Source organism: Polaromonas sp. P1_E12 (assembly GCF_056405975.1).
Map to the genome: position 1 here is coordinate 71,552 of NZ_JBFUBB010000001.1, position 23,521 is coordinate 95,072.

18 protein-coding genes are annotated in these 23,521 nt (G+C 63.8%); 12 read left to right on the plus strand and 6 right to left on the minus strand.

What is annotated here, in order from left to right; translation table 11 throughout:
• Positions 1 to 18 precede the first annotated feature (18 nt).
• Positions 19 to 1,440, minus strand: coding sequence for an ATP-binding protein (locus AC1D13_RS00310; protein ID WP_477688752.1), 1,422 nt, complete (start codon positions 1,438 to 1,440; stop codon positions 19 to 21).
• A complete protein-coding gene (locus AC1D13_RS00315; RefSeq protein ID WP_457279431.1) occupies positions 1,437 to 2,096 on the minus strand; it encodes a response regulator in 660 nt (219 codons plus the stop codon). The genes AC1D13_RS00310 and AC1D13_RS00315 overlap by 4 nt, the downstream gene beginning before the upstream one ends.
• Positions 2,097 to 2,327: 231 nt before the next feature.
• Between AC1D13_RS00315 and AC1D13_RS00320 the strand changes: the two genes are divergently transcribed.
• The 3 genes from AC1D13_RS00320 to AC1D13_RS00330 are packed head-to-tail and all read left to right on the plus strand — an operon-like array spanning position 2,328 to position 5,750.
• Entirely contained in the window at positions 2,328 to 3,302 is a 975-nt protein-coding gene (locus AC1D13_RS00320; RefSeq protein WP_457279430.1) for a lipopolysaccharide kinase InaA family protein, read from the plus strand.
• Between the two features lie 38 nt (positions 3,303 to 3,340).
• The gene (locus tag AC1D13_RS00325; RefSeq protein WP_477666214.1) at positions 3,341 to 4,318 is read left to right on the plus strand and encodes a VWA domain-containing protein; all 978 of its coding nucleotides are present in this window, start codon (positions 3,341 to 3,343) and stop codon (positions 4,316 to 4,318) included.
• 10 nt (positions 4,319 to 4,328) lie between these two features.
• A complete protein-coding gene (locus AC1D13_RS00330; RefSeq protein ID WP_477666215.1) occupies positions 4,329 to 5,750 on the plus strand; it encodes an adenylosuccinate synthetase in 1,422 nt (473 codons plus the stop codon).
• Positions 5,751 to 5,762: 12 nt separating this feature from the next.
• On the opposite strand, the gene argH is transcribed toward AC1D13_RS00330, so the two are convergent.
• Complete coding sequence (gene argH, locus AC1D13_RS00335) at positions 5,763 to 7,181, minus strand: argininosuccinate lyase (protein ID WP_457279427.1); 1,419 nt, start codon at positions 7,179 to 7,181, stop codon at positions 5,763 to 5,765.
• A gap of 234 nt (positions 7,182 to 7,415) precedes the next feature.
• Between argH and AC1D13_RS00340 the strand changes: the two genes are divergently transcribed.
• The 6 genes from AC1D13_RS00340 (at position 7,416) to AC1D13_RS00365 (ending at position 12,709) form a co-directional block, all read left to right on the plus strand.
• Entirely contained in the window at positions 7,416 to 8,480 is a 1,065-nt protein-coding gene (locus AC1D13_RS00340; protein WP_477666216.1) for a sensor histidine kinase, read from the plus strand.
• On the plus strand, positions 8,477 to 9,217 hold the full coding sequence (locus AC1D13_RS00345) for a LytR/AlgR family response regulator transcription factor (protein ID WP_477666217.1): 741 nt from the start codon (positions 8,477 to 8,479) through the stop codon (positions 9,215 to 9,217). Before AC1D13_RS00340 ends, AC1D13_RS00345 begins: the two co-directional genes overlap by 4 nt.
• 42 nt (positions 9,218 to 9,259) lie before the next feature.
• Positions 9,260 to 10,003 carry an FkbM family methyltransferase gene (locus tag AC1D13_RS00350; RefSeq protein ID WP_457279424.1) on the plus strand — a complete coding sequence of 248 codons (744 nt, stop codon included), beginning with the start codon at positions 9,260 to 9,262 and terminating at the stop codon, positions 10,001 to 10,003.
• Entirely contained in the window at positions 10,000 to 11,166 is a 1,167-nt protein-coding gene (locus AC1D13_RS00355) for an AI-2E family transporter (RefSeq protein WP_457279423.1), read from the plus strand. Before AC1D13_RS00350 ends, AC1D13_RS00355 begins: the two co-directional genes overlap by 4 nt.
• A 154-nt stretch (positions 11,167 to 11,320) precedes the next feature.
• Positions 11,321 to 12,109 (plus strand): TerC family protein, encoded by a 789-nt coding sequence (locus tag AC1D13_RS00360; RefSeq protein WP_457279422.1) that lies wholly within the window; start codon positions 11,321 to 11,323, stop codon positions 12,107 to 12,109.
• A 9-nt stretch (positions 12,110 to 12,118) separates the two neighbouring features.
• The gene (locus tag AC1D13_RS00365) at positions 12,119 to 12,709 is read left to right on the plus strand and encodes a tRNA-uridine aminocarboxypropyltransferase (protein ID WP_457279421.1); all 591 of its coding nucleotides are present in this window, start codon (positions 12,119 to 12,121) and stop codon (positions 12,707 to 12,709) included.
• A 24-nt stretch (positions 12,710 to 12,733) separates the two neighbouring features.
• Here the strand turns inward: AC1D13_RS00365 and AC1D13_RS00370 are convergent, their stop codons facing one another.
• A complete protein-coding gene (locus AC1D13_RS00370) occupies positions 12,734 to 13,351 on the minus strand; it encodes an ABC transporter ATP-binding protein (RefSeq protein WP_457279420.1) in 618 nt (205 codons plus the stop codon).
• 19 nt (positions 13,352 to 13,370) lie between these two features.
• A complete protein-coding gene (locus AC1D13_RS00375; protein ID WP_457279419.1) occupies positions 13,371 to 13,742 on the minus strand; it encodes a hypothetical protein in 372 nt (123 codons plus the stop codon).
• Positions 13,743 to 13,856: 114 nt separating this feature from the next.
• Between AC1D13_RS00375 and AC1D13_RS00380 the strand changes: the two genes are divergently transcribed.
• The 3 genes from AC1D13_RS00380 to AC1D13_RS00390 all read left to right on the plus strand — a co-directional run bounded on the left by AC1D13_RS00380 (position 13,857) and on the right by AC1D13_RS00390 (position 15,256).
• Positions 13,857 to 14,327 (plus strand): group II truncated hemoglobin, encoded by a 471-nt coding sequence (locus AC1D13_RS00380; protein ID WP_477688753.1) that lies wholly within the window; start codon positions 13,857 to 13,859, stop codon positions 14,325 to 14,327.
• 29 nt (positions 14,328 to 14,356) lie between these two features.
• The gene (locus AC1D13_RS00385) at positions 14,357 to 14,725 is read left to right on the plus strand and encodes a glyoxalase superfamily protein (RefSeq protein ID WP_477666221.1); all 369 of its coding nucleotides are present in this window, start codon (positions 14,357 to 14,359) and stop codon (positions 14,723 to 14,725) included.
• Between the two features lie 162 nt (positions 14,726 to 14,887).
• Positions 14,888 to 15,256, plus strand: a complete 369-nt coding sequence (locus AC1D13_RS00390) for a hypothetical protein (RefSeq protein WP_477688754.1) — start codon at positions 14,888 to 14,890, stop codon at positions 15,254 to 15,256.
• A gap of 68 nt (positions 15,257 to 15,324) precedes the next feature.
• On the opposite strand, the gene AC1D13_RS00395 is transcribed toward AC1D13_RS00390, so the two are convergent.
• A complete protein-coding gene (locus AC1D13_RS00395; RefSeq protein ID WP_477688755.1) occupies positions 15,325 to 23,520 on the minus strand; it encodes a GH36-type glycosyl hydrolase domain-containing protein in 8,196 nt (2,731 codons plus the stop codon).
• Position 23,521 lies beyond the last annotated feature (1 nt).

Genomic DNA, 23,521 nt, shown 5'->3' on the forward strand with positions numbered 1-23,521 from the left:
GGTAGCAAATGATGGCTGCTAGCCGGTGGTTTCATCCGCCGAAAAGCGGACTTCAACCCGCAGCCCGCCCAGGGACTCCGATGTGCCGAGCTGCAGCGTCGCGCCGTGCCGCTCGGCAATCACCTTGACGATGGCCAATCCGAGGCCGCTGCCGGTTTCGGGAGATATCGCTGATCCAGCCGACCCACCCGCCGTGTCCGTGACGCTGGCGGCGCGAAAGAAGCGGTCAAACACGCGGTGACGGTCTTCCGCGGCGATGCCCGGGCCGCTGTCTTCCACGGTCAGCGTCGGCTGGCCGTCCTGCAGGTCCAGCGACACATCGACCCGGCCCGCCACCGGCGTGTACTTGACAGCGTTGTCCAGCAGGTTGCGCAGCAGGATGCGCAGGGCCTCGCCTTGGCCTTTCACCTGCACAGGCTGCAGCGGCTCGCTGCCGGCCAGGCCCAGGTCAATTTGCCTGTGGCCCGCATGGGGCAGCACATCGGCCACGGCCAGCTTCACCACATCGCGCAGGTCCACCAGGGCGGCAGAGGCAGGTGCCTGGCCTGAATCGGCTTCGGCTTGTGCCGTGCCAGCGGTTTCCTCGCGGGCCAGCACCAGCAGCTGCTCGACCAGCCGTATCGCCCGGTCGATGCCCTGGTTCAACCGGCCGATGGCGGCCTCCCGCACGGCAGGCTCTTCGTCGTTTCGGCGAAGGGCCTGCGCCTGCAGCTTGAGCGCCGTCAGCGGCGAGCGCAGCTCGTGTGCTGCATCAGCCACAAAATGCCGCTGCGCCTCGAAAGCGCCGCGCACCCGGTCAAACAGCAGGTTCAGCTCTTCAACCAGCGGCCGCACTTCGTCAGGCAAACCGTCGTCGGCCAGCGGCGACAAATCGTCGGCCGGGCGCCCGGCCACCTGCCGCCGTGCACGCTCGATGGGCGCCAGCGATCGGCTGATGACCCACCACACGGCCAGCATCAGCAGCGGTGTGAGATAGGCAAAGGGCAGCACGGCGCGCACGGCCAGCGTGCGGGCGCGCGCCGAGCGGGCGTCCAGGTCCTGCGCAATCTGCACGGTTTGCAGCGCGGTCTGCAGGGTGTAGACGCGGTACCGGTTGCCGTGCGCTTCGACGTCTGAAAAGCCGAGCACTGCGCGCGGCGGAAGCGCCGAGCGGGTGGAACGGAAAATCTGTGTGCCGTCCTGGCCCCAGATCTGCACATACACCTCGAAGCGGTCGTCCTCATCGGCTTCGTCCAGAGGAATGTTGAGTGGAATGCCGCTGCGCAGGGAGCGCGCCATTTGCTGCAAATGGTCGTCGAACATCGCGTCGGCCTGCTGCAAGGCGCCGCGGTAGGCCGTGGCCGCCTGCAGCAGGGCCGCCAGAAAAATTGCCGCCAATATGAACCAGAGTAGGCGCCTCCTCAAAGAATGCGTTGCCGATTTTTTCACAGCTTCGATCATTGCTTGGGCACCAGATAGCCCAGGCCGCGCACGGTCTGGATCACGTCGTTGCCAAGTTTTTTACGGACACCGTGGATGTAGACCTCGACCGCGTTGCTGCTGATGTCGTCTTTCCAGCTGAAGAGCTTTTCCTCAAGCTGCGCGCGTGACAGTACCACGCCCGGGCGTGCCAGCAAGGGTTCGAGCACCGCCCATTCGCGTGCCGAGAGCGACACCGGCTGGCCATTGAGGCTGGCTTCGCGCGTGGCGGGGTTCAGGCTCACGCCCTTGTGTTCAAACGCCGGTTCGGCCCGGCCCGCACTGCGCCGTATCAGCGCGCGAATGCGTGCCAGCAGTTCGTCGGTGTCATAGGGTTTGACGACGTAGTCGTCGGCGCCGGCATCCAGCCCGGCGATGCGGTCGCCGACCGCATCGCGCGCCGTGGCCACCATCACCGGGGTGGTGTTGCGGCGAGCCCGCAAAGCGCGCAGCACTTCCAGGCCGTCACGCTTGGGCAGGCCGAGGTCCAGCAGCACCAGGTCGTACTGTTCGCTGTTCAGGGCCTCGTCGGCCATGCGGCCGTCACGCACCCAGTCGACGGCATAGTGCTCACCGCGCAGCACCTGCAGCACGGTCTCGCCGATCATGGCGTCGTCTTCAACGAGCAGTAATCGCATTGGAAGATGTACGGTTTTGGAGAAATTGCCGGGGAGCCCGCAAGCTGGTGGGCCATTGGGGGCCATTGGCCGGATTATCCGGCCAATGCCTGGCCAAGGCTTATGTCAGCCTTAAACGAAAAGGCAAAGCCGCCATACCGCGGCGAGGAGCGCAAGTGCCCCCGGGTCATGCCATACTCCGGCAGCCGTGACTGCCCTGGCAGGCGCCTTGTTCAACATGACGTTTACACCATGCCCTTTGTCAGCCTGATGTGTCCCCAATGCGCCGCGCCGCTGCCGCGTGCGGCTTATTGGCGTACGGTCACCTGCAGCTACTGCGGGGCCACCGTCAGCCGCGGCGCAGAAACCATCCGTGCCGCCTCGTTTCACGAAGCCTGGCTGCGGGTGCACCAGGCGGTCGATCTCCCGGCGCGCATGGTGTCCGTCGGCGAACGGCAATATGGGCTGCTGGCCGGCCTGGGCGGCGGCGAGTCGTCGCAGGTCTTTCTCGCGCAGCGCGTGCATCCTTTCGGCGAGCGCGTGACGCTCAAGCTGGCGCGCACCGACGGCGCAACCGCCGTGCTGCAGCAAGAGGCGGAGACCGTCAGGCAATTGCAGGGGCTTAAAACAGCAGGCTCGGCTTACTTCAGCCAGCGCCTGCCGCAGCTCGTTGCTTCAGGCACCGCGCGGGACGGCACGTCGCCCGAGCGGCATGCGCTGGCGCTCAGGCATCCCACGGGATTCTGGGGCAGCCTTGCCGACGTCATGCGTGGGCATCCAACGGGCGTGGACGCCCGCCATGCCGTCTGGATGTGGCGGCGTGTGCTGGAGGTACTGGCCTATCTTCATGACAACAGCTGGCAGCATGGCGACCTGTGCCCGGAGCATTTGCTCGTGCACCCGCGCAACCATGGCGTCCAGATGATTGGCTGGGCGCGGGCGCGGCATGGCGGGCATGGAGCGGTGCAGGACCTGATGCAGCTGGCGTGGAGCATACGCATGCTGTTGAGCGGCCAGGCCGGCAGCGGCGAGCATCCGCCGTCTCTGCCCGCAACCACCCCTGCGCCGCTGGCCGCGCTATTGCTGGCTGGCAGCGAAGATGCCCGTTGGTGCGCACAGCATGGCGCGCGCGGGTTGCTGGCGCAACTGGGCCAGGCGGCCGAGCAGTCTTTTGGCGTGTCGCGTTTTGTCGTTTTTCACCCGACTGCAGCGTCCGCCCTGCACTGAATCAGAATTACTGAATTACCAAAAGAGGAGCCGACTTCATGGGACACGGAAATTATTCATACGCTGCACATGCGGCCATGGTGGCCAACCGATCTGCCAGCCCACACACCGAGGTCTTTACCCAACGGGCCTGCCACGCGCTGATGGACCCGCGCGGGCTCAAGGTCCGGGAGTCGCGCGACAGTGCCGACCACCCGGCGTCGCTGGCCGTCGTGTTCGCACTGGACGTTACCGGCTCGATGGGAGACATCCCCCGCATCCTGGCGCAGCAGGAGCTGCCGACGTTCATGAAGCTGCTGGGCGATTGCAACATCCCCGATCCGCAGCTGATGTTCATGGCCATCGGTGACGCCACATCTGACCGGGCGCCGCTGCAGGTGGGTCAGTTTGAATCCACCGCCGAGTTGATGGACCAATGGCTGACCTGGAGCTATCTGGAGGGAGGCGGTGGCGGCTCGGGCAGTGAAAGCTACGAGCTGGCTTTCTACACCGTTGCCCAGCACACCGACCTGGACTGCTGGGCCAAGCGAAAAAAGCGCGGCTACCTGTTCATGACCGGTGACGAGCTTCCCTATCCGGCCGTGTCACGGCACCAGGTGGAGGCCCTTTTCTCTGAAAAACTGGATGAAGACATCCCGATCGAGGAAGTCATTGCGGCAGCCGCCGAAAACTACCACCTTTTTTTCCTGATCCCCGACCTGGAGCGCCGGCGCAACTGCGAAAAGCGCTGGCGCGAGTTGCTCGGAGAAAACGTCATCTGTATGGAGTCTCCCGAAGACGCATGCGCAGTCGCGGCGGCCATCGTCGGGCTGACGGAGCGTGCCTTGCCGGATTTGGGTGCCGTGGCGCGCGTCCTCAAGGCCAGCGGCGCCACGCCCGAGCGCACGGGCTCGGTCTTGCGTTGCCTGGATGCCTATGCTGCTCACCTGGATCCGTCCAGCATTCGTCACCTGCATGCGCAGGCGACCGGCGCGGCGCCGGTCAGGTCGGGCTGGTGGCGGCGCCTTTTCGGTTGAGCGGGCGGGTGTGCTGAACGGCCGTGGCGCGGCCCCGTCCCGGCTGGTGTCGCTGCTTGGCCTTGGCTTTGGCGACTGCGGCAAGGGGCTGTTCACCGATTTCCTGTGCCGCCAATGGCAGGCCGGGGCGGTAGTGCGTTTTAACGGCGGCGCGCAGGCGGGCCACAACGTGGTCCTGCCCGACGGCCGGCACCATACCTTTTCCCAGTTTTGCGCGGGCACCCTGGTGCCGGGCGTGTTGAGCGTCCTGGCCAGCCCGGTCGTGGTGCACCCGACGGCCTTGCTGGTCGAGCATGCCGCGTTGCAGGCACTCGGAATTCCGGACGCGCTCGCGCGTTTGCGCATCGACGCGCGCTGTCGCATCAACACACCGTTTCACCAGGCGGCCGGCCGGCTGCGCGAATTACGGCGCGGCGCGGCCAGCCACGGAACCTGCGGGGTGGGCGTGGGGGAAACCGTGCGCCACGCGCTGGCGCATCCGGGCGAAGTGCTGTGCTATGGCGACTTGCTGGCGCCAGCCCGCGCGCACGACAAGCTCGAAGCCATCCGGCGGCGCCTGCTGGCCGGGTTTGACGCGTCGGCCGGCTCGGCTACGCAGCCAGCCGCGTGGCAGCAAGAGCAAGGGCTGCTGAGAGATGCCAGTGTGTCCGCCCGATGGCTCGCCTCCGTGGCAGAACTGGCCCGGCAATGCAAACCCACGCAGAGCCCGGAGATCGCCCGGGAACTCCAGGGATGCGGCACCGTGCTCTTTGAAGGCGCACAAGGTGTTCTGCTGGATGAATGGCATGGCTTTCATCCGCATACGACCTGGAGCAGCATCCATCCCGCCTCGGTAGAGTCGGTGGTCGCCGATTTGGGGCTGACCGGCCCCATCATGCACCTGGGCATCTTGCGAAGCTATCTCACAAGGCACGGCAACGGACCCCTGCCCACGTTTGATGCTGCGCTCGATGTGCTGGCGGAGCCCCACAACACGGGTGACGGCTGGCAAGGGCGTTTTCGCAGGGGGCACGCCGATGCGGTGCTGCTGCGTTATGCGCTGGAGATCACTGGAAAGCTCGATGGCCTGCTATTGAGTCACCTGGACGTATTTGACGCCGGCTTGCCTGGCGGGGGCGTGAACCTGTGCACCGCGTACGAAGCGGCGCCCGAGGCTGGCGACGCCCTGTTATGCCAAAGAATCGCTCATGGGGAAGGCCGTGAACGTGGCAACGGGCTGGTTGAGCGTCTGCTGCCCGGCAACGGGCATGACCTGCAGCACCAGTCGAGGCTGACAGCTTTGCTGGCGAGAGCGCAGCCGGTGTATGAAGGCCAGCCGCTGCGCTCGGCGTCGGCATTGGTGGCGCGTTTTCAGGCGCTCGCTGCCTGCCCGGTTCTGTACGGCGGCTTTGGGCCGAGCTTCAGCGCGGTTCGCGCCATGACCGGCACCTAGCGCGTCCAGGGGTCAGGAGAGCGAGGCCAGCCGCGCCCGGTGCCGCGTGATCTGGGCCTTGACTTGTGCCGGCGCAGTGCCACCCAGGATGTTGCGGGCGTTCAACGAGCCGCGCAGGCTCAAGCAGTCGTAGACGTCTTTTTCGATGTTGGGGTTGAATTCCTGCAGCACAGCCAGCGGCAACTCGGACAGGTCCACCGCATGGGTGGTGGCGGCTTTGACGGCGTGGGCCACGGTTTCGTGGGCATCGCGGAAGGGCAGGCCTTTTTTCACCAGATAGTCGGCCAGGTCGGTGGCGGTGGCGTAGCCGCGCAGCGCGGCCTTTTCCATGGCTTCGGGCTTGACGGTGATGCCGGCCACCATCTCGGCAAAGATGCGCAGCGTGTCCTTGAGCGTGTCGACGGTGTCGAACAGCGGCTCCTTGTCTTCCTGGTTGTCCTTGTTGTAGGCCAGGGGCTGGCCCTTCATCAGGGTGATCAGGCCCATCAGGTGGCCGACCACGCGGCCGGTCTTGCCGCGCGCCAGTTCGGGCACGTCGGGGTTTTTCTTCTGCGGCATGATGGACGAGCCGGTGGTGAAGCGGTCGGGAATGTGGATGAAGCCGAAGTTCTGGCTCATCCACAAGATCAGCTCTTCGCTCATGCGGCTGATGTGCACCATGGCGAGCGACGCGGCCGCCGTGAACTCAATTGCGAAGTCACGGTCGCTCACGGCGTCCAGGCTGTTCTGGCATACCTGCGGCTGGCCGCTTTCGTCGACCATGCCCAGCGTTTTGGCCACGCGTTCGCGGTCCAGCGGGTAGCTGGTGCCGGCCAGCGCTGCAGCACCCAGCGGCAGGCGGTTCACGCGCTTCCTGATCTCCAGCATGCGCTCGGCGTCGCGGCTGAACATTTCCACATAGGCCAGCATATGGTGGCCAAAACTCACCGGCTGGGCCACCTGCAGGTGGGTGAAGCCGGGCAGGATGACTTCGACATTTTTCTCGGCGATGTCAACCAGCGCTTTTTGCAGGTCGGTCAGCAGCCCGCCGATCAGGTCGATCTCACTGCGCAGCCAGAGGCGCACATCGGTGGCGACCTGGTCGTTGCGGCTGCGGCCGGTGTGCAGGCGCTTGCCGGCGTCGCCCACAAGCTGGGTCAGGCGCGCTTCGATGTTGAAGTGCACGTCTTCGAGATCCAGCTTCCACTCAAAAGCGCCGGAGTCGATTTCGGACGTGATTTGCGTCATGCCTTTCTGGATGTCGGCGTAGTCGGCGGCGGGAATGATCTTTTGCGCTGCCAGCATTTCGGCGTGAGCGAGCGAACCGGCAATGTCGGCTTGCCACAGGCGCTTGTCAAAAAACACGCTGGACGTGTAACGCTTCACCAGGTCGCTCATGGGTTCGGAAAAAAGGGCGGACCAGGCTTGGGACTTTTTGTCGAATTGATTCACGTCGGGCTTTCTTTGAGGCAGTCACTGGCCGGTCTGTGGGGTAAAGCACGCCATTTCGGGCAGTTGCGCAGCCGGCCGGGCCTAAATAGTGTTTAACCCATGGCCGAATCGCCTTGGGCAGTGCAATACTCTTCCCAATGATTTTATCTGGGTGCCGGACCCCGTGGGAAACCCCTGCCGTGCGCTGCCCCAGCCGATCCGTTTTTCCACGATACCGAAGTGCCGCCGACGTCCATGAAGCCTGTGCCCGATCAGAAGAATTTCAGCGAATCCACGTTGCTGGGCAGCTTTATTCCGGGCGATGAGGAAGCGGTGCCGCGCACTTCCAACCGCACCAGCATGTTTGATGCTTGCCACGTGGGTGTGGTTTTGCGTGCCGTGCTCTTTGTAGAGGCGGTGACCGGCGTGTGTGTGATGTTCGCTGCGCGCGAACCCCTGGACTGGCTGCTGAGCTTTTCGCTGCTCACCGGCGGTGTGCTGCCCGCCACCCTGGCCTGGCTGATTGCGGTGTGTGCGCTGAAGGGGCAGTTGAACCGGCTGGAGCCTTCGCACCAGTGGGCGGCGGGTATTGCACTGGGTGTTGTGTCGGGGCTGTACGGCTGTGGCTTGCTGGCCCTGCTGGGCCTGCTCCAGCCGGTGCCCTGGTGGGCCAGTGCGGCGGCGGGTGCCTTGCTGTCCGCCATGATGCTGGCGGGGCTGTTCTGGCGGGCCAAGGCGCGTACGCCGGCAGCCACGGCGGCACGCCTTGCCGAACTGCAATCGCGCATTCGCCCCCATTTCCTTTTCAATACCCTGAACAGCGCCATTGCGCTGGTGCGTGCCGAGCCCGCCAAGGCCGAGGCGGTGCTGGAAGACCTGAGTGAGCTTTTTCGCCATGCACTGGCCGATCCGGCCGAATCCGTGACGCTCGGCCAGGAGATCGCGCTGGCGCAGCGTTACCTCGCCATTGAGCAGATCCGCTTTGGTGAGCGGCTGCAGGTGCAGTGGAGCCTGGACACCGAAGCGGACCAGGCCAAGCTGCCGCCGCTGCTGTTGCAGCCGCTGGTAGAAAACGCCGTCAGGCATGGCGTGGAACCCAGCGCCAGCGGCGCGCAGCTGAAAATATCCACCCTCCGGCGAGGCAGCACGGTGGTGATCAAGGTGACCAATTCAACCCCCGCAGGCGCCGGTGAGCGCGGCCACGGGTTGGCGCTGGCCAATGTGCGCGAACGCCTTGCGCTGCTGCATGATGTCGAGGCGAAATTCAAGACCGTGTTCAAGGACGGCATATTTCAGGTTCGACTGGAGATTCCCGCATGACGCTCAAGGTATTGGTAGTTGACGATGAAGCCCTGGCGCGTTCGCGCCTGCGCACCCTGCTGGGCGATTGCACCGCCCCGGCCGCAGTGGCAGCAGCTGAAGCCGCCGATGCTGTTCAGGCCATGAAGGCCTTGCAGCGTGAGTCATTCGATGCGGTGCTGCTTGACATCCGCATGCCCGGCGTTGACGGTATCGCGCTGGCACGCACCATTGCTTCACTTGCACAGCCACCCGCCCTGGTGTTTGTCACGGCCCATTCCGAACATGCCGTACAGGCCTTTGAACTGGAGGCCGTCGACTACCTCACGAAGCCGGTGCGCCTGGAACGCCTGCAGCAAGCGTTGCAGAAGGTAGAGCGTTTGGGCCAGGCTGCCCGGACGTCCACGGCGGATGTGGCGGAAGAAACGCTCATCATCCAGGACCGCGGCCGCACCGAGCGTGTGCCACTGGCCGAGGTGCTGTATTTCAAAGCCGAACTCAAATACATCACTGTGCGTACCGCGACCCGCAGCTACATACTCGATGGTTCCCTGAGCGAGCTGGAAGAGCGCCACGCGACCCGTTTCATGCGCATTCACCGCAACGCACTGATTGCGCGCCGGGCCGTGCGCGCGCTGGAAAAACATTTTGATCCAGAAGAGGGCGAGGGCTGGGCGGTACGGCTCAATGGTATTGATGAACTGCTGGCGGTGTCCAGGCGCCAGCTCAGCGCCGTTCGGGAAGCCATCGCGGCCTGATTACATTTCTCTTGCTGCTTCTTCCAATCCAACATCCTGTCTATGCATACACGTGCCGATTTCATCCAGCGGCACGTCAGCCGCTTCAGCAATGAGCCTGCCGTAGAGCGCCAGCTCGTACGCGACTTCTTCGGTGGCATGACTGGCTTTTATGTTGATATAGGGGCTAACGATCCGGTGCTGGATTCGCAATCGCAGCATCTGGAACAGATGGGTTGGACGGGCCTCCTCGTGGAACCTGACCCGGACTGTTGTGAGCTGCTGCGCAGGAGTCGAACCGGCGTGGTCATTGAAATGGCTTGTTCCAGCGCTGAAAACGCAGGAAGGTACCTGGATTTGAATCGGGCCGGACCCCATTCAACGCTCGAAGCGAGGCCTATTGCCATGGGCGCCGTGGTCCGTTCAACGGTACAGGTACGGTGCGAGACGCTGGATGCCATCCTGGAAGGAAATGCTGTGCCAGAGGGGTTTGATTTCCTGTCGATCGACATCGAGGGGCACGAACTGGTTGCGTTGTCCGGTTTCAACTTTGCACGCTGGCAGCCCCGCCTGGTGCTGATTGAGGATCACGTGACCCATCATAAAAAACACGACCTGATGCGCGGTAACGGCTACCAGCTGATCCTTCGAACCGGCTTGAACAGCTGGTACGTTCCGGCGAAAGCGTCCTACACATTTTCCTGGCCGGCTCGGTTTGAATACCTGCGTAAGTACTACCTGGGGCTTCCATTGCGCAAATTTCGTTACGCACGCCCCGGCACAAAAACGGATACGGGAGACATATGACCGAAGAACCCGCAGAGCGTGTCGTACGCGCGGCGCCTCCAGTGGTGCCGGGCGATCCTGAACAGCTGCATGTTCGGGTTCCGGTCGATATCCGCAGCATGTCGCTCGTGGTACTGGCGGGTCTCGCCTGCCTGTTTGTACTGCACTGGGCCAAGGCCGTCTTTATTCCGGTGATGCTGGGTGTGCTGTTCAGCTATGCTTTTTCACCGGTGGTCAACTGGTTTGAAACGAAACGCGTTCCACGCTGGCTGAGCGCTGCCGTGGTGTTGCTGACGATTGTGGGCAGCATCGGCACCACGGCGTATTCGCTCAGCGACGAAGCGGCGCAGCTGCTGGAAGCGCTGCCGGCTGCGGCACAGAAATTCCGCCAGGCCGTGAAGGTGCGCACCAACCAGTCTGACAGCGCCCTGGAAACCGTACAGAAAGCCGCCGCACAGCTTGAACAGGCCGCGCAGGAAAGCGCCGCGACCAGCAGTACGCGTGGGGCGATGCGTGTCGTGGTTGAGCCTGCCCGTTTCAACATCAAGAATTATCTCTGGTCAGGCACCATCGGGCTGATTGCACTGATCGGCCAGGCGACCGTGGTGGTTTTTTTCACCTACTTCCTGATGCTTTCGGGCGACAGCTTCCGGCGCAAGCTGATCAAGCTTGCGGGCTCCAGCATCAGCAGCAAAAAAATCACGCTGCAGGCTCTCAATGAGATCACCGACCAGATCCAGCGCTACCTGCAGGTGCAGCTCCTGACCAGTGCGCTGGTCGGGGTGCTGACCTGGCTGGCGCTCTGGGCGCTGCGGCTGGAAAACCCCGCTGTGTGGGGCGTTGCCGCTGCCGTGCTGAACCTGATTCCTTACGTAGGCTCTCTGGTCACGGCGGCGACGTCGGCCCTGGTGGCCTTTATGCAGTTTGGCTCGCTCAACATGGCGCTGGCCGTGGGGGGGGCCTCGCTGGCCATTCATACCGTGGTGGGCAACCTGTTGACGCCGTGGCTTACCAGCCGCGCCAGCCGCATGAGTCCGGTGGCGGTGTTCGTCGGCTTGCTGGCCTGGGGCTGGCTCTGGGGGGTGTGGGGCCTGTTGCTCGGCATTCCCATTCTGATGATTGTCAAGTCGATTTGCGACCGCATCGATGACCTGAAGCCGATTGGTGAGTTTCTCGGCAGTTGATGTGGCCCCCACGGTCGCTCACTTCGTGTAGCTCCCTGCCCCCCGAGGGGGCCGCCCGCCTGTGGCCCGGCAAAGCCGGTTCCACGGCTCATGCTGGTATGAGAGACTGGCCGTACGATCCTGATTTAGTTAATGAAATGAAAGAGGTAACGCGATGATGGAACTGTTGACGGATCCGCAAATGTGGATCGCTTTTGCCACGCTCACTGCGCTGGAACTGGTGCTGGGCATCGACAACATCATCTTTATTTCCATCCTGGTCGACAAGCTGCCCAAGGACAAACAGGAGCTGGCAAGGCGCCTGGGCCTTTTTATGGCGATGTTCATGCGCATTGGCTTGCTGTTTGTGCTGTCGTGGATCATCGGGCTGGTGGACCCGCTCTTCACCATCCTGAAAGAGGAAATTTCGGGGCGCGACCTGATCCTGATTGCCGGGGGCCTGTTCCTGATCTGGAAGAGCACCGGTGAAATCCACCAGTCGATGGAGGGCGAAGAAGGTCATGCCTCCAGCGGGGTCAAGGCCACGTTTGCGGCTGTGATCGTGCAGATCATGATTGTGGACATGGTGTTCTCGCTGGATTCCATCATCACCGCCGTCGGCATGGTGGACAGTCTGCCGGTCATGATTGCCGCGGTCATCGCATCGGTGGGCTTGATGATGCTGTTCGCTCCGGCCATCGGCCGCTTTGTGTCCGACCATCCCACCATCAAGATGCTGGCGCTGTCTTTCCTTGTCGTCGTGGGTGTGGTGCTGATCGCTGAGGGCCTCGACCACCATGTGCCCAAGGGCTATGTGTACTTTGCCATGGCGTTTTCTGTGGCGGTGGAAATGCTCAACATCCGCATGCGCAAGAAAAAGAGCAAGCCGGTACACCTGAGAAATGCCTATGCCAATGGGGATAAGGGCGACAAGGCTGATGGCGCTGACGGCCGTAAGACCTGACGCTGAGCTGTGCCCGTGACGCGCCTGCGCTGCGCCGCGTGCCTTCGCCCGCAGGGTGGCTGCATCTGCAGGTGGGTTACCCCCACAGCGCATGAAACCGGGGTGCTGATCCTTCAGCATCCGCTGGAGGTTGACCACGCCAAAAACAGCGCTCGCCTGCTGCACCTGAGTCTGCCGTGCAGCCGGATGCTGACGGGCGAGTGTTTTGATGAAGCTGGTTTGCGTGATGCGCTGCAAGGACCGGAGTATGTGGTGCTGCTGTATCCGCAGACGCCGGATGATGCAGCGCCCGTCCTGGATCCCATACAACTCAACGACGCGGCACGTGTGCTGCTTGTCGTACTGGACGGCACCTGGCGCAAGAGCCGAAGGATGCTGCACCGGAGCCCGTTGCTGCAGCAATTGCCGCGCCTGTCGCTGGAAGATGTACCGGCTTCCGGCTACCGGATCCGCAAGGCCCACAAGCCGGGGCAACTCTCAACGCTGGAGGCTACCTGCGCAGCGCTGGCGCAACTGGAAGGCCATGCTGAAAAATACCACCCGCTGCTCAAGGCGTTTGACGGTTTTGTGGCGCAGCAGTTGGCGTTTGTTCCGAAGTAGTTCGACTTGATCCCGGTATTTTGGTCAGTCGCCCAGGTCAATCAGACCGGCCAGCGGCACTCCGCTGGGGGCCTCATAGTCCGCAATCACGGCCGCGCGCCCTGTATGCGCTGAAATGTCTTGAAGCCGTCCTTTGACGAAGGCAATCGAGGGTGCATCCAGCGCGGCAAAGGGCTCATCCAGCAACAACACCGCCGCACCCGACACAAACGCCGCTGTCAGCCAGACCTTGCGCTTCGACCCGGTGGACAGCATGAAAAGCTGCTTGCCCATGTGCGGCTCAAGCCCGAGGCCGTCGACCAGCGGCGCTACCAGAGCCGCATCAAAACCCGGGTACCGGCTGCGAACATCTTCGAAATACTGCGCCGGCGTGAGTTGATCAAACGTGTCGGCGCGCGGCTCCATCCAGAAGAGCTGCCGGCGGTAAGCGTCGGGCTTGTCTTTGAGCGAGATGCCATTGAGCGTCAACTTTCCCTCATCGGCAGGCAAGGCCCCCGCCAGTAATCGAAGCAGGGTGCTCTTGCCGCGCCCGTCGCCGCCTTGCACCAGCGTGACGCCTGGCGGGATTTCGCCGGACCAGTTGGCAAGGATTTCAACCTGTGGGTTGGGGTAGCGAAACCACAGGTTTTCGATGGTGAGCATGGCTGGCGGGGTCAAGGTTTTACATCCAGGGGATAAGGCAACGCAGAGACGGGAAGTTCTGCACTACAAGGGCGTACAGGCCAACGCTGGCCAGGCATACCAGACCCGTCATGGACCAGATGCGGGCCTTGCGCCCCAACGTTTGCGCGCGAGGGTCTTCAATTTTTTTGTATTCACCGTGAAGAATGAGAAACCATTGCACGCCCGCCTGGCTGTGTTCCCCGTTTTCCGGCATGAGCCATTTGCTTCGCAGGGCCAGCTCTTTCCATCGTGTGGGGTGGTGTTCCTCGATGTAGTCCTCAAATCGGCATTGATCGCCATAGCCGAAGACGCCACACGCGAACATGCCGACAAAGAGCCATATGACAATGGTTTCAACGGGAGAGCACATGGGGTAAGGATCTGATTCTGAGGCTATCGAGGCACATTTAAATGATCAGGCTAGTGGCAATGTTAATCTGCGTTTTTTTGAGACATCTCTTAGCCCAATTTGCAGGACATCACCATGTCAGATCGCACAGTTCCAAGCTTGTACGAATGGGTAGGCGGCCTCGACGCCTTGACCCGATTGACCACGCGTTTCTATGAGCACGTGAAGAAGGACGTCTTGCTGGGGCCTGTGTTCGCGCACATGGACGACAGCCACCCGGCCCATGTCGCCGCATTTCTGGGCGAAGTCCTGGGTGGACCCACGACCTATTCGGAGCAGCATGGCGGCCATCCGCACATGATCCGGCAGCACCTGAACCGGCATCTGCTGCAGGAGCAGCGGCGCCGCTGGGTGGCCTTGCTGCTTGAAACGGCGGATGAACTGGGCATGCCCGACGACCCGGAATTCAGGTCGGCGCTGGTGGGATACCTTGAGTGGGGTTCGCGACTGGCCGTGATCAATTCGCAGCCGGGTGCCACGGTGGACGCTGATGCGCCCATGCCGCGATGGGGCTGGGGTGAGGTCAAGGGGCCTTACATTGGCTAGCTGCTTTATTTGACGAGGAGATTGCAGAGATGAGCTTCGGAAAAACCACCCCCATCCTTCGCATCTTCGATGAAGCCAAGGCCCGGGAGTTTTACATCGATTTCCTCGGTTTCAAGGTCGATTGGGAGCATCGCTTTGAGCCCGGCATGCCGCTCTATCTGCAAATATCCAAAGGCGGCTGCGTGCTGCATTTGTCGGAGCACCACGGCGACTGCAGCCCGGGCACCGCGATGCGGATTGAAACGGACGAGCTTGACGCGTTTCACCAGCAGCTTTTGGCGAAGAACTACAAACACGCCCGTCCCCGAATTGAAGACACAGCGTGGGAGAGCCGGGACATGTCGATCAGGGACCCTTTTGGCAACCGGCTGACATTTACCAATGCCATCAGCACCTGACCGCACTTTACAAACCGGATGAATCTCACGCCGGCGCGCTCTAAAACCCCAAATCTTGACTGCCGTCAAGAACGCCGTGTCAGGTGGAGCCCCGCTCTTGATTTTCGTCAAGAATACTTCGTTGCTACAGGTTCACCATGAGTGCTGCTGAAGGAGACACCCATGACCTCGACCCACGCGCCCCCTCTTCCAGGCCTCGCCTCACGCTGCTACCGGCTGACGCGGGGAGGCCGCGCCTGCGTGGACACGGTCAATACCAAAGCGCAGGCCACAGGCTCGTTGTCACGCTACTTGCACGATGTATTGGAGATGTGCGGCGCGGGCGTGTGGTTTGAGCAGTTGCAGCAGTTCATGCCGCCCCGATCGCTTGACGAATCCTTGCGCTCATTGCTGGCGCTGGGCCTGATTGAAACCGTGGATGCGGGCGAAGTGCCCGTGTACCTGCTCCCTGCGAGGCATCGCACGCCGTCGATGTTCGGCGACCTGACGAACGCCGGAGGCGCCCTGGAGTCAAAGAAGGGGCGTTTATAAGCAAAAAAAGGCTTCCAGCCCTTACCTGAAAAGCGCGAGTAGCTATTAAATCAATAGCGACTCGAAATTCAGCTTGCTTCAGCCTGCACCAGCAACGCCGCTTGCGCCGGCAGCTCGGCCAGCATCACCACTTGTCCCGGCGTGATTACCAGGTCGGGCTTGAAGCTGTCTTCTGCGGCAAGCCCTGCGCGTTGCCACCGAAGCTTCACCACGCGCTCCTGCAGGCGCAGCGTGATCTCAAACGAGGGCCAGTGCCCCGGTACACGGGGCGACAGCGACAGCGCACCTTGCTGCACCTTGAGGCCCAGAATGTTTTCCAGCGCCGCGCGGTGCAGCCACGCAGCCGAGCCGGTGTACCAGCTCCAGCCGCCGCGGCCTACATAGGGCGCCGCGCCATAGATGTCACCCGCCATCACGTAGGGCTCCAGCTCATAGGCGGGGCCGCGAACGGGGTGCTCGCTGCGGTGGGCCGGGCTCAGTGCCTTGAAGCTTTCCCAGGCGGCTTCGGTGTCACCGGTGAGGGCTTGCGCCATCATGGCCCAGACGGCGGCATGCGAGTACTGGCCACCGTTTTCACGCACCCCCGGCGGGTAGGCCTGGATGTAGCCCGGGTTGTTGTCCGACTTTTCCAGCGGCGGCGCCAGCAGGCGCAGCAGGCCCGCTTCGTTGTCTACCAACTGTTCATTCATGGCCTGCATGGCCGGGCCGATGAAGGCCTCGGTGGAAGCGCCGGAAAGCACCGACCAGGCTTGGGCAATCAGGTCGATGCGGCATTCGTCATTGGTGGAGGAGCCGAGCGGTGCGCCGTTGTCGAAGAACGCCCGGCGGAACCAGGCACCGTCCCAGCCCGCGTCGTGCAGGGCGGCAACCCAGCCGGAACGGGCCTGGCGCCAGCGCTGCGCGCGGCCGTCGTCGCCGCGCGATGTAGCCAGGGGCAGAAAGTCATTGACCACGCGGCATAAAAACCAGCCCAGCCAGACAGACTCGCCGCGGCCTTCGTGGCCCACGCGGTTCATGCCGTCGTTCCAGTCACCCGTACCCATGAGCGGAAGGCCGTGTGCCCCGATGGCCAGGCTGCGGTCCAGGGTACGGGCGCAGTGTTCGAACACCGTGGCGGTTTGCCCGCTGGGTTGCGGCGCGTAATACGCGTCTTCCGCATCTTCGGGAATCGACGGCCCGTCGATGAAGGCAACCTCTTCATCCAGGATGCTGGTGTCGCCTGTGACCTGGACATACCAGGCGCAGGCATAGGGCAGCCACAGCAAATCGTCCGAAAAATGGGTGCGCACGCCCTCACCGCCGGGCGCGTGCCACCAGTGCTGGACATCCCCCTCGGGGAATTGGCGCGAGGCGTTCAGCATGATTTGCGTACGCAGGCGGCCCGGTTCAATGACGGCGAAGGCCATGGCGTCCTGCAACTGGTCCCGAAAGCCGAATGCGCCGCCGGCCTGGTAGAAACCGGCCTTGGACCACAGGCGCGATGCCAGGGTCTGGTAGAGCAGCCAGCGGTTGACCAAAGCGTCAAACAGCGGATCGGGCGTTTGCACCTGCACTTTGCCCAGCAACCCGGACCAATAAGCCTTGACCTGTTCAAGCGCCTGCGCCGCATCTTTGCCTTGCCAGCTGCGGGCCAGTTGTAGTGCCTGCGTGGCGTCGCCGGCATGGCCGAGCAGAAAGGTGAACGCAAGAGTCTGGCCGGGAAGCAGGGAGAACTCGCTTGCCAGCGCGGCGCAGGGGTCCGCGCCGCCGGCGGCATTCTGGCCCAGGGCGGAAGGAAGCACCAGCCGGCCCGTTGCGTCGAAAAATTCGCTTCGGTCGCAGGTCCACTCGGGTGTGCCGGGCAAACCGGTCAGCGACAGGAACGCCGTGCTGCCGCCGAAGCCCGCCCGGCTTTCACGCTGCTGCGCAAACACGGCTGTCAGCAGGCTGTCTTTGTCTTTCCACGCATGGATGGTGCGGCGTTCGTGGCGTGCAGCACCCATCTGCCATTCGACCATGGCCAGGGCGCGCAGCTTGCGCGTGGCGCTGCCCTGGTTATGAAGCGTGACCTGCACCAGTTTGACCGGATCAGTTTGAGCAACAAAAAAAGTGGTTTCCGCATGAAGCGCACCGTGCTGGCATTCGAATACGGTGTAGCCCTGGCCGTGACGCACACGGCAGGCAGGCGCCGGGCCGTGTTGTGCCGACGGGCTTAATGCCAGCACTTGCTGCGTGTCCACGTCCTGCAGCAGATAGTGCTCGAAGGTGGGATCCGCCACCGGATCGTTGGACCAGGGCGTGACCTGGTGCAGCCGGCTGTTTACCGCCCATGTGTAGCCGGCACCGGTCTCAGACACCTGAAAGCCGAAAGAGGGATTCGCGATCACGTTGATCCATGGTCGGGGCGGGCGGTGCAGGCTGTCAACGTCAAAACGGAACTCGCCGGTGCCGGCATCGAAGTGTCCCTGGGGTGTCTGCAGTGCACCGGGCTGACCGGTGGCGCTGGGAGAACCGGTAGAGCCGGAGGAGGGCGCCGGCAGCGGACGCGTGGCGGAGCCCGCACGGCGCTGGGCGTTGGCCGTGCTGCGTAGCGCTGCGGCCTGTTGTTCAAGCGGCCTGCCGTCTGCCACCAGAATGACGCGTGCCAACCCCGTCAGCGCGGCTTTTTCCGAGGGCACGATTTCCTGGTCGCGCAGCAGGTAAAAGCCACCGGCGTCGCTGCGCGGAAAGCTGTTTTCCGTTTGTTGCAGTGTGCGGTCGCGCAGCGCCAGGATGTCGCGTTGCAAGGGCATCAGGTAGGAGTTGACTTCGCTGTTGAGGATGACCACGTCGGTACCCAGCCCGCAGAAACTCCACCAGGGTTGGGCCCGCAGCAATGAATGCACCAGTGCCATCCCGTTGCTGGAGTGGATGAGCACCAGTACGATGGGTTTGTCTCCCGAGATGCCGAAACGCCAGAGCTGGCGCTGGTCCAGCAGGCCGCGTTCCGCCATTGGCCGCGCGCAGCTGTACATCAGCGCCGTGTTCAGGTCCTGCAGCGCTGCATTTTCCTCAGGGTCGACCCCCAGGTCGCGCAGCCGCACCTGGGCCAGCGTGGCGGCCATGCGGGTAGCGCGCTCCACGTGCATGGGCTGCAGGTATTTGTCGATGCGTGCTGCGAGTTCGTCGCTGCTGGACGCGGCGGCTGTGGCAAAGCTGAGCCGGGCCACGCCGCCTGCCGGAATCCGGATGCGAAGGCGCAGGCCCGCAACCGGGTCCAGTCCGTTGATGGGTGAGCCGTCCTGGCCGTGCGCCTCGGTCCGCAATGCCGGCTGGCCCGGCTCCCGGTTACGGCCCAGAAAGGCGCGCCTGTCCGAGATGAAATCGATGGCGCGGACGTTGGCCTCTGAATTGGCGAGGAAATGTGCGACCGCCATGACAGGATCGCCCTGCAGCCGGGGTTTGCGCGACAGCAGCAGGGCGCGCCATTCGGGATGCCAGCGTGTCTGGACAAACAGGTTCGAAAATGCCGGATGGGCCTCGTCGGCGCGCGGGTCGGTCAACACCGCTTCAAAACATGAAATCACGTCGAGCGTCATCTCCGTGGCCGACAGGTTGCGCAGCGTCACGTTGCGCATTTCAGTGTCGTCCTCGGGACTGACCAGCACGCTGGTGCTTGCCTCCAGCTGATCGGAGCTCACGTCAAATTGCACGCGGTCCGGCAGGTAGGTGGCCTTGTATTGCCAGCCGGGATGCGGCGCCGGATGTTGCGTCAGGGACCAGGCCTGCTCCTGGCCGGACGGACGCAGGTAGATGAAGGTACCGCAGGCATCGCGCAGCAGGTCGTCGCGCCAGCGGGTGATGTTGTAGGTCTTGCCTGCGGTGCGCCAGCGGCTGACACCGGCCCCATTGGCGCGCAGGGCGACGCTGTAGCGCCCGTTGGACAGCAGCTGTGTAGGTTGCCAGCCGGGCATGGCCGGGTCGATCTCACGTGAATGGTACAGCCGGGCTTCGGCCAGCTCCGCGGGTTCGGGCAATGCGCGCGGGTCTGCGCTTTCGATGATCTGGCGCGGTGTCTTTTCATGCAGCAGCGATTCGAACGCCTGCACCAGCGGGGTCGAAGCGAACCAGCGGCGCGGTGCTTCGTTGCACAGCACATTGCACAGTGCCACCAGCGACATGCCCTGGTGGTGCGCCATGTAGGTGTTGACCAGGCTCATCGCCTGGGCGCCTGGTTGCCTGGCGACGGTGAAATCCAGCGCATCGGCAAAGCCGTATTCGCCGCGCGCACCCCATTGCTCAAGCTGGCGCAGGTTCGCCACCGCTTCTTGCGGCGTGAACTGGGACGCCATGATGCTGGCATAGGGCGCCACAACGCGGTCGGCAGGCGGGGTCCGCCGAAGGGCCAGTCGCGGCACGCCAAACGGCGAATACTGGTAGGCCAGCGTATGGTCTTGCCCAAAGTAGGCCGACTCCGAAACGCCCCATGGCAGGCCCTGTGCCTGGCCCCAGGCCTGCTGCTCCTTGACGGCCGCAAGGCCGGACACATGCAACAGGCCTTCGTCGGGCTCGCTCATGACCAGCGAAGGCATCAGGTATTCAAACATCGAGCCCGACCAGGACTTCAGGCCGGGCGTTACGCCCACCGTCAGGAAGGCGCGGCCCAACGCCAGCCAGTGGCGCCGCGGCACATCACCTTTGGCAATCGCCAGGAAGCTGGTCAGGCGCGCCTCCGAGGCGATCAGGTCGTAATAGCTGGCGTCAAGTGCCTGCTCGTGCACACGCAGCCCGATATGAAACAGGTGGCGCTTGGGGCTGTAAAGGCCGCCGAAATCCATCGCCATACAAAGCTTTTCACAGCGGGCTCCCAATTCCAGGAGTTCGGCGGATTCGCCTGGCGATGTTTCCTGGTGCGCCGCCAGCTGGCGAACACACTGCGCGACGGCCAGCAGGTGGCCCGCCAGGTTACCGCTGTCTACGGTGGAAACATAGGCCGGAGGCAGCACTTGCAGCGACCGGGTTTCATACCAGTTGAGCAGGTGGCCCTGGTGCTTGGGCAGTGCTTCGACCGTCCCCAGCGTGGCGCCCAGCCGCGCGATCAGCTCGGTGGTGGATATCCAGTTGAACTCGCGCGCACAGGCTGCAGCCATCAGGTACAGGCCGATGTTGGTCGGCGAGGTGCGGTGTGCGATCGTCGGTTCCGGTTCCATCTGCAGGTTGTCCGGCGGCAGGTGGTGGTCTTCGGGGCCGACGCAGCGTTCAAAGAAGCGCCAGGTCTGGGCCGCCAGCTTCATGAGGTAGGCGCGGTCTGCGGCGCTGAGTGACAGATATGGCGCGCGAACAGCCGGCTTGCTGCCCCACCAGGCCACTGCGGGCGCCAGCGCCCACAGCAGGAAAAGCACCGGGCCGATCAGGGGATGCGGCCCCCAGCATGCGGCCGTGCCCAGCGCGAGGCATAACGCGGACACCGGGGCATGATTGCGGACAAAAGCGCCCAGCGTGTACTGGGCGGAAGCCTGCGACTGGGCGGCGGTGGTCCACTGCAGCAGATGGCGGCGGCTGATGGCCATGCGCCAGAGGGCCCGTGTGATGGCGTCGAACGACAGGGCAGCCAGGGCGGGCAGCTGGCTCAATTGCCAAAGCGCCTGCGCCATGCTGCGCGCCACATCGCGCATGCCGACGTCAAAGAAGTGCCCCCAGGCGATGCCTCGCCGTGTGGGAACCAGCCCTGCCAGCGCACCCATCAAGGGGCCGGCCAGGAATGCCAGAACAGTGAAAACCAGTGCCGTCGTCACAGGCAGCGCCCCCGTGAATATTGTCCAGGCCACAAGCGCGAAGCAGGCCGGGGCGATCATCGAGCGGCGCAGGTTGTCCGCCATGCGCCACAGGCCCAGGGCATCAATGCCGTAGCGCTTCGCATGCAGCATCAGCGGCAGCAATTGCCAGTCGCCGCGCGTCCAGCGGTGCACGCGTGATGCGGCCACGCCCGCGTGATGTGGGTGGTCTTCCATCAGCACGACGTCGCCTGCGTAGCCGCAGCGGGCGATGCTGCCTTCCAGCAGGTCGTGGCTCAGGATGGCGCCCTCGGGCATGCGGCTGTCCAGCACGGCATGCACGGCCTCGACATGCAGCAGGCCCTTGCCGATGAAGTTGCCCATGCCGAACACGTCCTGGTACAGGTCGGAGGTACCGTTGCTGTAAGGGTCCAGGCCGCGCTGGCCTGCAAACATCGCATGGAAGGGGGAACGCTCGTGGTGGGCCGACAGGGGCATGGCCACGCGGGGCTGCAGGATGCCGTAGCCGGCGGTCACGCGCCGCGTCTCGCGGTCGACGTGCGGCGTGTTCAGCGGGTGCGCAGCGATGGCCACCAGTTCGCGCAGGGAGCCCGCCGGCAGGCTGGTGTCGCTGTCGAGCGTCAGCACGTAGCGTATGCCCGGCGCCAGCCGCATGTTGACGTCCACAGGGACAAACGGCGATGACGAGTGTCCGGCCAGTTGCCGCAACAGCATTTCAAGCTTGCCACGCTTGCGTTCCGCCCCGATCCAGCGGCGCTCTGTCGCGGACCAGCTGCGCGGGCGGTGCAGCAGTAAAAATCTTGCCGGTGAGTCGGAGCTCGCCGGCGGGCAGGCTGCGTTGAGTGCGCGCAGTTTGACGAGGACGTCCTCAAGCAGCTCTGCGTCGCCGGCCAGGCTCTCGGCGTCGGCGTCGGCCCAGTCTGTCAGCAGGGCAAACTGCGCATGGGTTTCGCGGCTGGCCAGCCAGTGCAGCTGCAGGCGGTGCACCAGTTCGCTGTTGGCGCAAGCTGAAGAAAGCATCGAAGGTATCACCACCAGCACGCGGTGTTCAGCCGGGATGCCCGTGCTGAAATCGAGACGGGCCAGGGGCTGTATGCGTGTGGATTCGGCGATCAGCCGGTGGATCAGCGCAGCGACCACTTCCGACGCGGGCCAGGCCATCAGCACCAAGGCTACCCATGCCGTCCAGGGTAGCGTGGCGAGCGGGTGTGCGGCCCAACTGAGCAATGCAGCGGTTCCGGCAATCCATGCGGCCGCGTAGAGCGGCAGGCGCCAGGCGCGTGGTGTTTCGGGGGCCGGCAATGGTTTGTGCGGCGCTGCGGCGGGCTGCAATGCTGCTTCCAGCAGGGGGCGGCCCGGCCCTATCAGGTAGTAGCCGGCGGTGTGTGCCGCCAGGGAGTTGTTGGGCTGGTGCGCTGCGGCCAGCACCGCTTCGGCGACGGCGCGCTCGGATTTACCGGTTTGCTGCGCCAGTCGCTCCATGGCGCGCGTGATCTGTTGGCGCGTCATCTCGCTTTCGCGGGAAAAGCTCGGCAGCCGGCGCAAGACCTGCAGGGAATGGCTGACCGGCTCGATCAGCTCCACCCACTCCACCTGGCCTATGAGCCGCAGGGTGGTGATGATGTTGCTGACGGTCAGGTTGGCGGCGACCTGGGTGGTTTGCCCTTCGCCGATCATGCCCAGGGCATCGCCGCAATGCTTTTCGGTCCAGCGGACGAGGGGTGGCGCCGTAGGCGAGTCCGGCTCTTCACGTTCGGCGGGCATGCGCTGCCAGAGCTGCGTGAGATAGCTGCGTTCAAGGCCATGGGCCTGCATGAGGGCGTACAGCTCGTCGAGCTCCTGCAGGCTCAGTACGCCGGCCTTGTCCCAGGTGGCATGCGCCACTTCGCGGGCCACCTTGTTCCAGGCGATGCGGTCGGCCATGCGGCGCAGGTTTTCCAGCAGGACCACACGCAGCGTGGTCGGCAGGGCCCAGAGTTCGCCGAGATTGAGTTCACTGACCTCCTGGTAGGCATGCAGGAAGGCCGTGAAAAGCTCCGGGTCCAGCACGCTGTCGGTGTGCGCTACATAGGCCCACGCAATACCGTACACCCGGGGAAGGCCCTCCAGCGGTTTGCTCGCCAGCTTGGGCAGATCCGCGTAATAGCGGTGGGGGACGCCATCCTGTATCTGTTGCAATTGGGCTTCGACAAGGTGGAAATTGTCGAGCAGCCATTCGGCGGCCGGCGTTACGTAGTGGCCTGTCAGCGAAGTCAGGGCGATGTAGTCGTACGCAAGGCGGATGGCGGCGATGTTTTCCTGCACGCGCGGGAAAAAAGGCGGACCGTGATCAGGGCTGCCGGCAGGCCTGATGGGTTGGGCTGCGGCCAGGCTGCGGCCGTGTTCTTCAAAGCGCTGCGCACCGAAAAGTTCAGCGCGGATGGGCTGCTCTGCGCCGCCCTGGCGGGAGGCGAGCAGTTGCCGGGCGTAGGCGCTTAGGGTGTCCAGCCGCTCGATGACAGCGGGGGTCACG

What these genes read in the sequence shown, in the direction of transcription:
- AC1D13_RS00310 (WP_477688752.1), bottom strand. Translation starts at nt 1,440, where the DNA reads ATGATCGAAGCTGTGAAAAAATCGGCAACGCATTCTTTGAGGAGGCGC.
- AC1D13_RS00315 (WP_457279431.1), bottom strand. Translation starts at nt 2,096, where the DNA reads ATGCGATTACTGCTCGTTGAAGACGACGCCATGATCGGCGAGACCGTG.
- AC1D13_RS00320 (WP_457279430.1), top strand. Translation starts at nt 2,328, where the DNA reads ATGCCCTTTGTCAGCCTGATGTGTCCCCAATGCGCCGCGCCGCTGCCG.
- AC1D13_RS00325 (WP_477666214.1), top strand. Translation starts at nt 3,341, where the DNA reads ATGGGACACGGAAATTATTCATACGCTGCACATGCGGCCATGGTGGCC.
- AC1D13_RS00340 (WP_477666216.1), top strand. Translation starts at nt 7,416, where the DNA reads ATGAAGCCTGTGCCCGATCAGAAGAATTTCAGCGAATCCACGTTGCTG.
- AC1D13_RS00345 (WP_477666217.1), top strand. Translation starts at nt 8,477, where the DNA reads ATGACGCTCAAGGTATTGGTAGTTGACGATGAAGCCCTGGCGCGTTCG.
- AC1D13_RS00350 (WP_457279424.1), top strand. Translation starts at nt 9,260, where the DNA reads ATGCATACACGTGCCGATTTCATCCAGCGGCACGTCAGCCGCTTCAGC.
- AC1D13_RS00355 (WP_457279423.1), top strand. Translation starts at nt 10,000, where the DNA reads ATGACCGAAGAACCCGCAGAGCGTGTCGTACGCGCGGCGCCTCCAGTG.
- AC1D13_RS00360 (WP_457279422.1), top strand. Translation starts at nt 11,321, where the DNA reads ATGATGGAACTGTTGACGGATCCGCAAATGTGGATCGCTTTTGCCACG.
- AC1D13_RS00370 (WP_457279420.1), bottom strand. Translation starts at nt 13,351, where the DNA reads ATGCTCACCATCGAAAACCTGTGGTTTCGCTACCCCAACCCACAGGTT.
- AC1D13_RS00375 (WP_457279419.1), bottom strand. Translation starts at nt 13,742, where the DNA reads ATGTGCTCTCCCGTTGAAACCATTGTCATATGGCTCTTTGTCGGCATG.
- AC1D13_RS00380 (WP_477688753.1), top strand. Translation starts at nt 13,857, where the DNA reads ATGTCAGATCGCACAGTTCCAAGCTTGTACGAATGGGTAGGCGGCCTC.
- AC1D13_RS00385 (WP_477666221.1), top strand. Translation starts at nt 14,357, where the DNA reads ATGAGCTTCGGAAAAACCACCCCCATCCTTCGCATCTTCGATGAAGCC.
- AC1D13_RS00390 (WP_477688754.1), top strand. Translation starts at nt 14,888, where the DNA reads ATGACCTCGACCCACGCGCCCCCTCTTCCAGGCCTCGCCTCACGCTGC.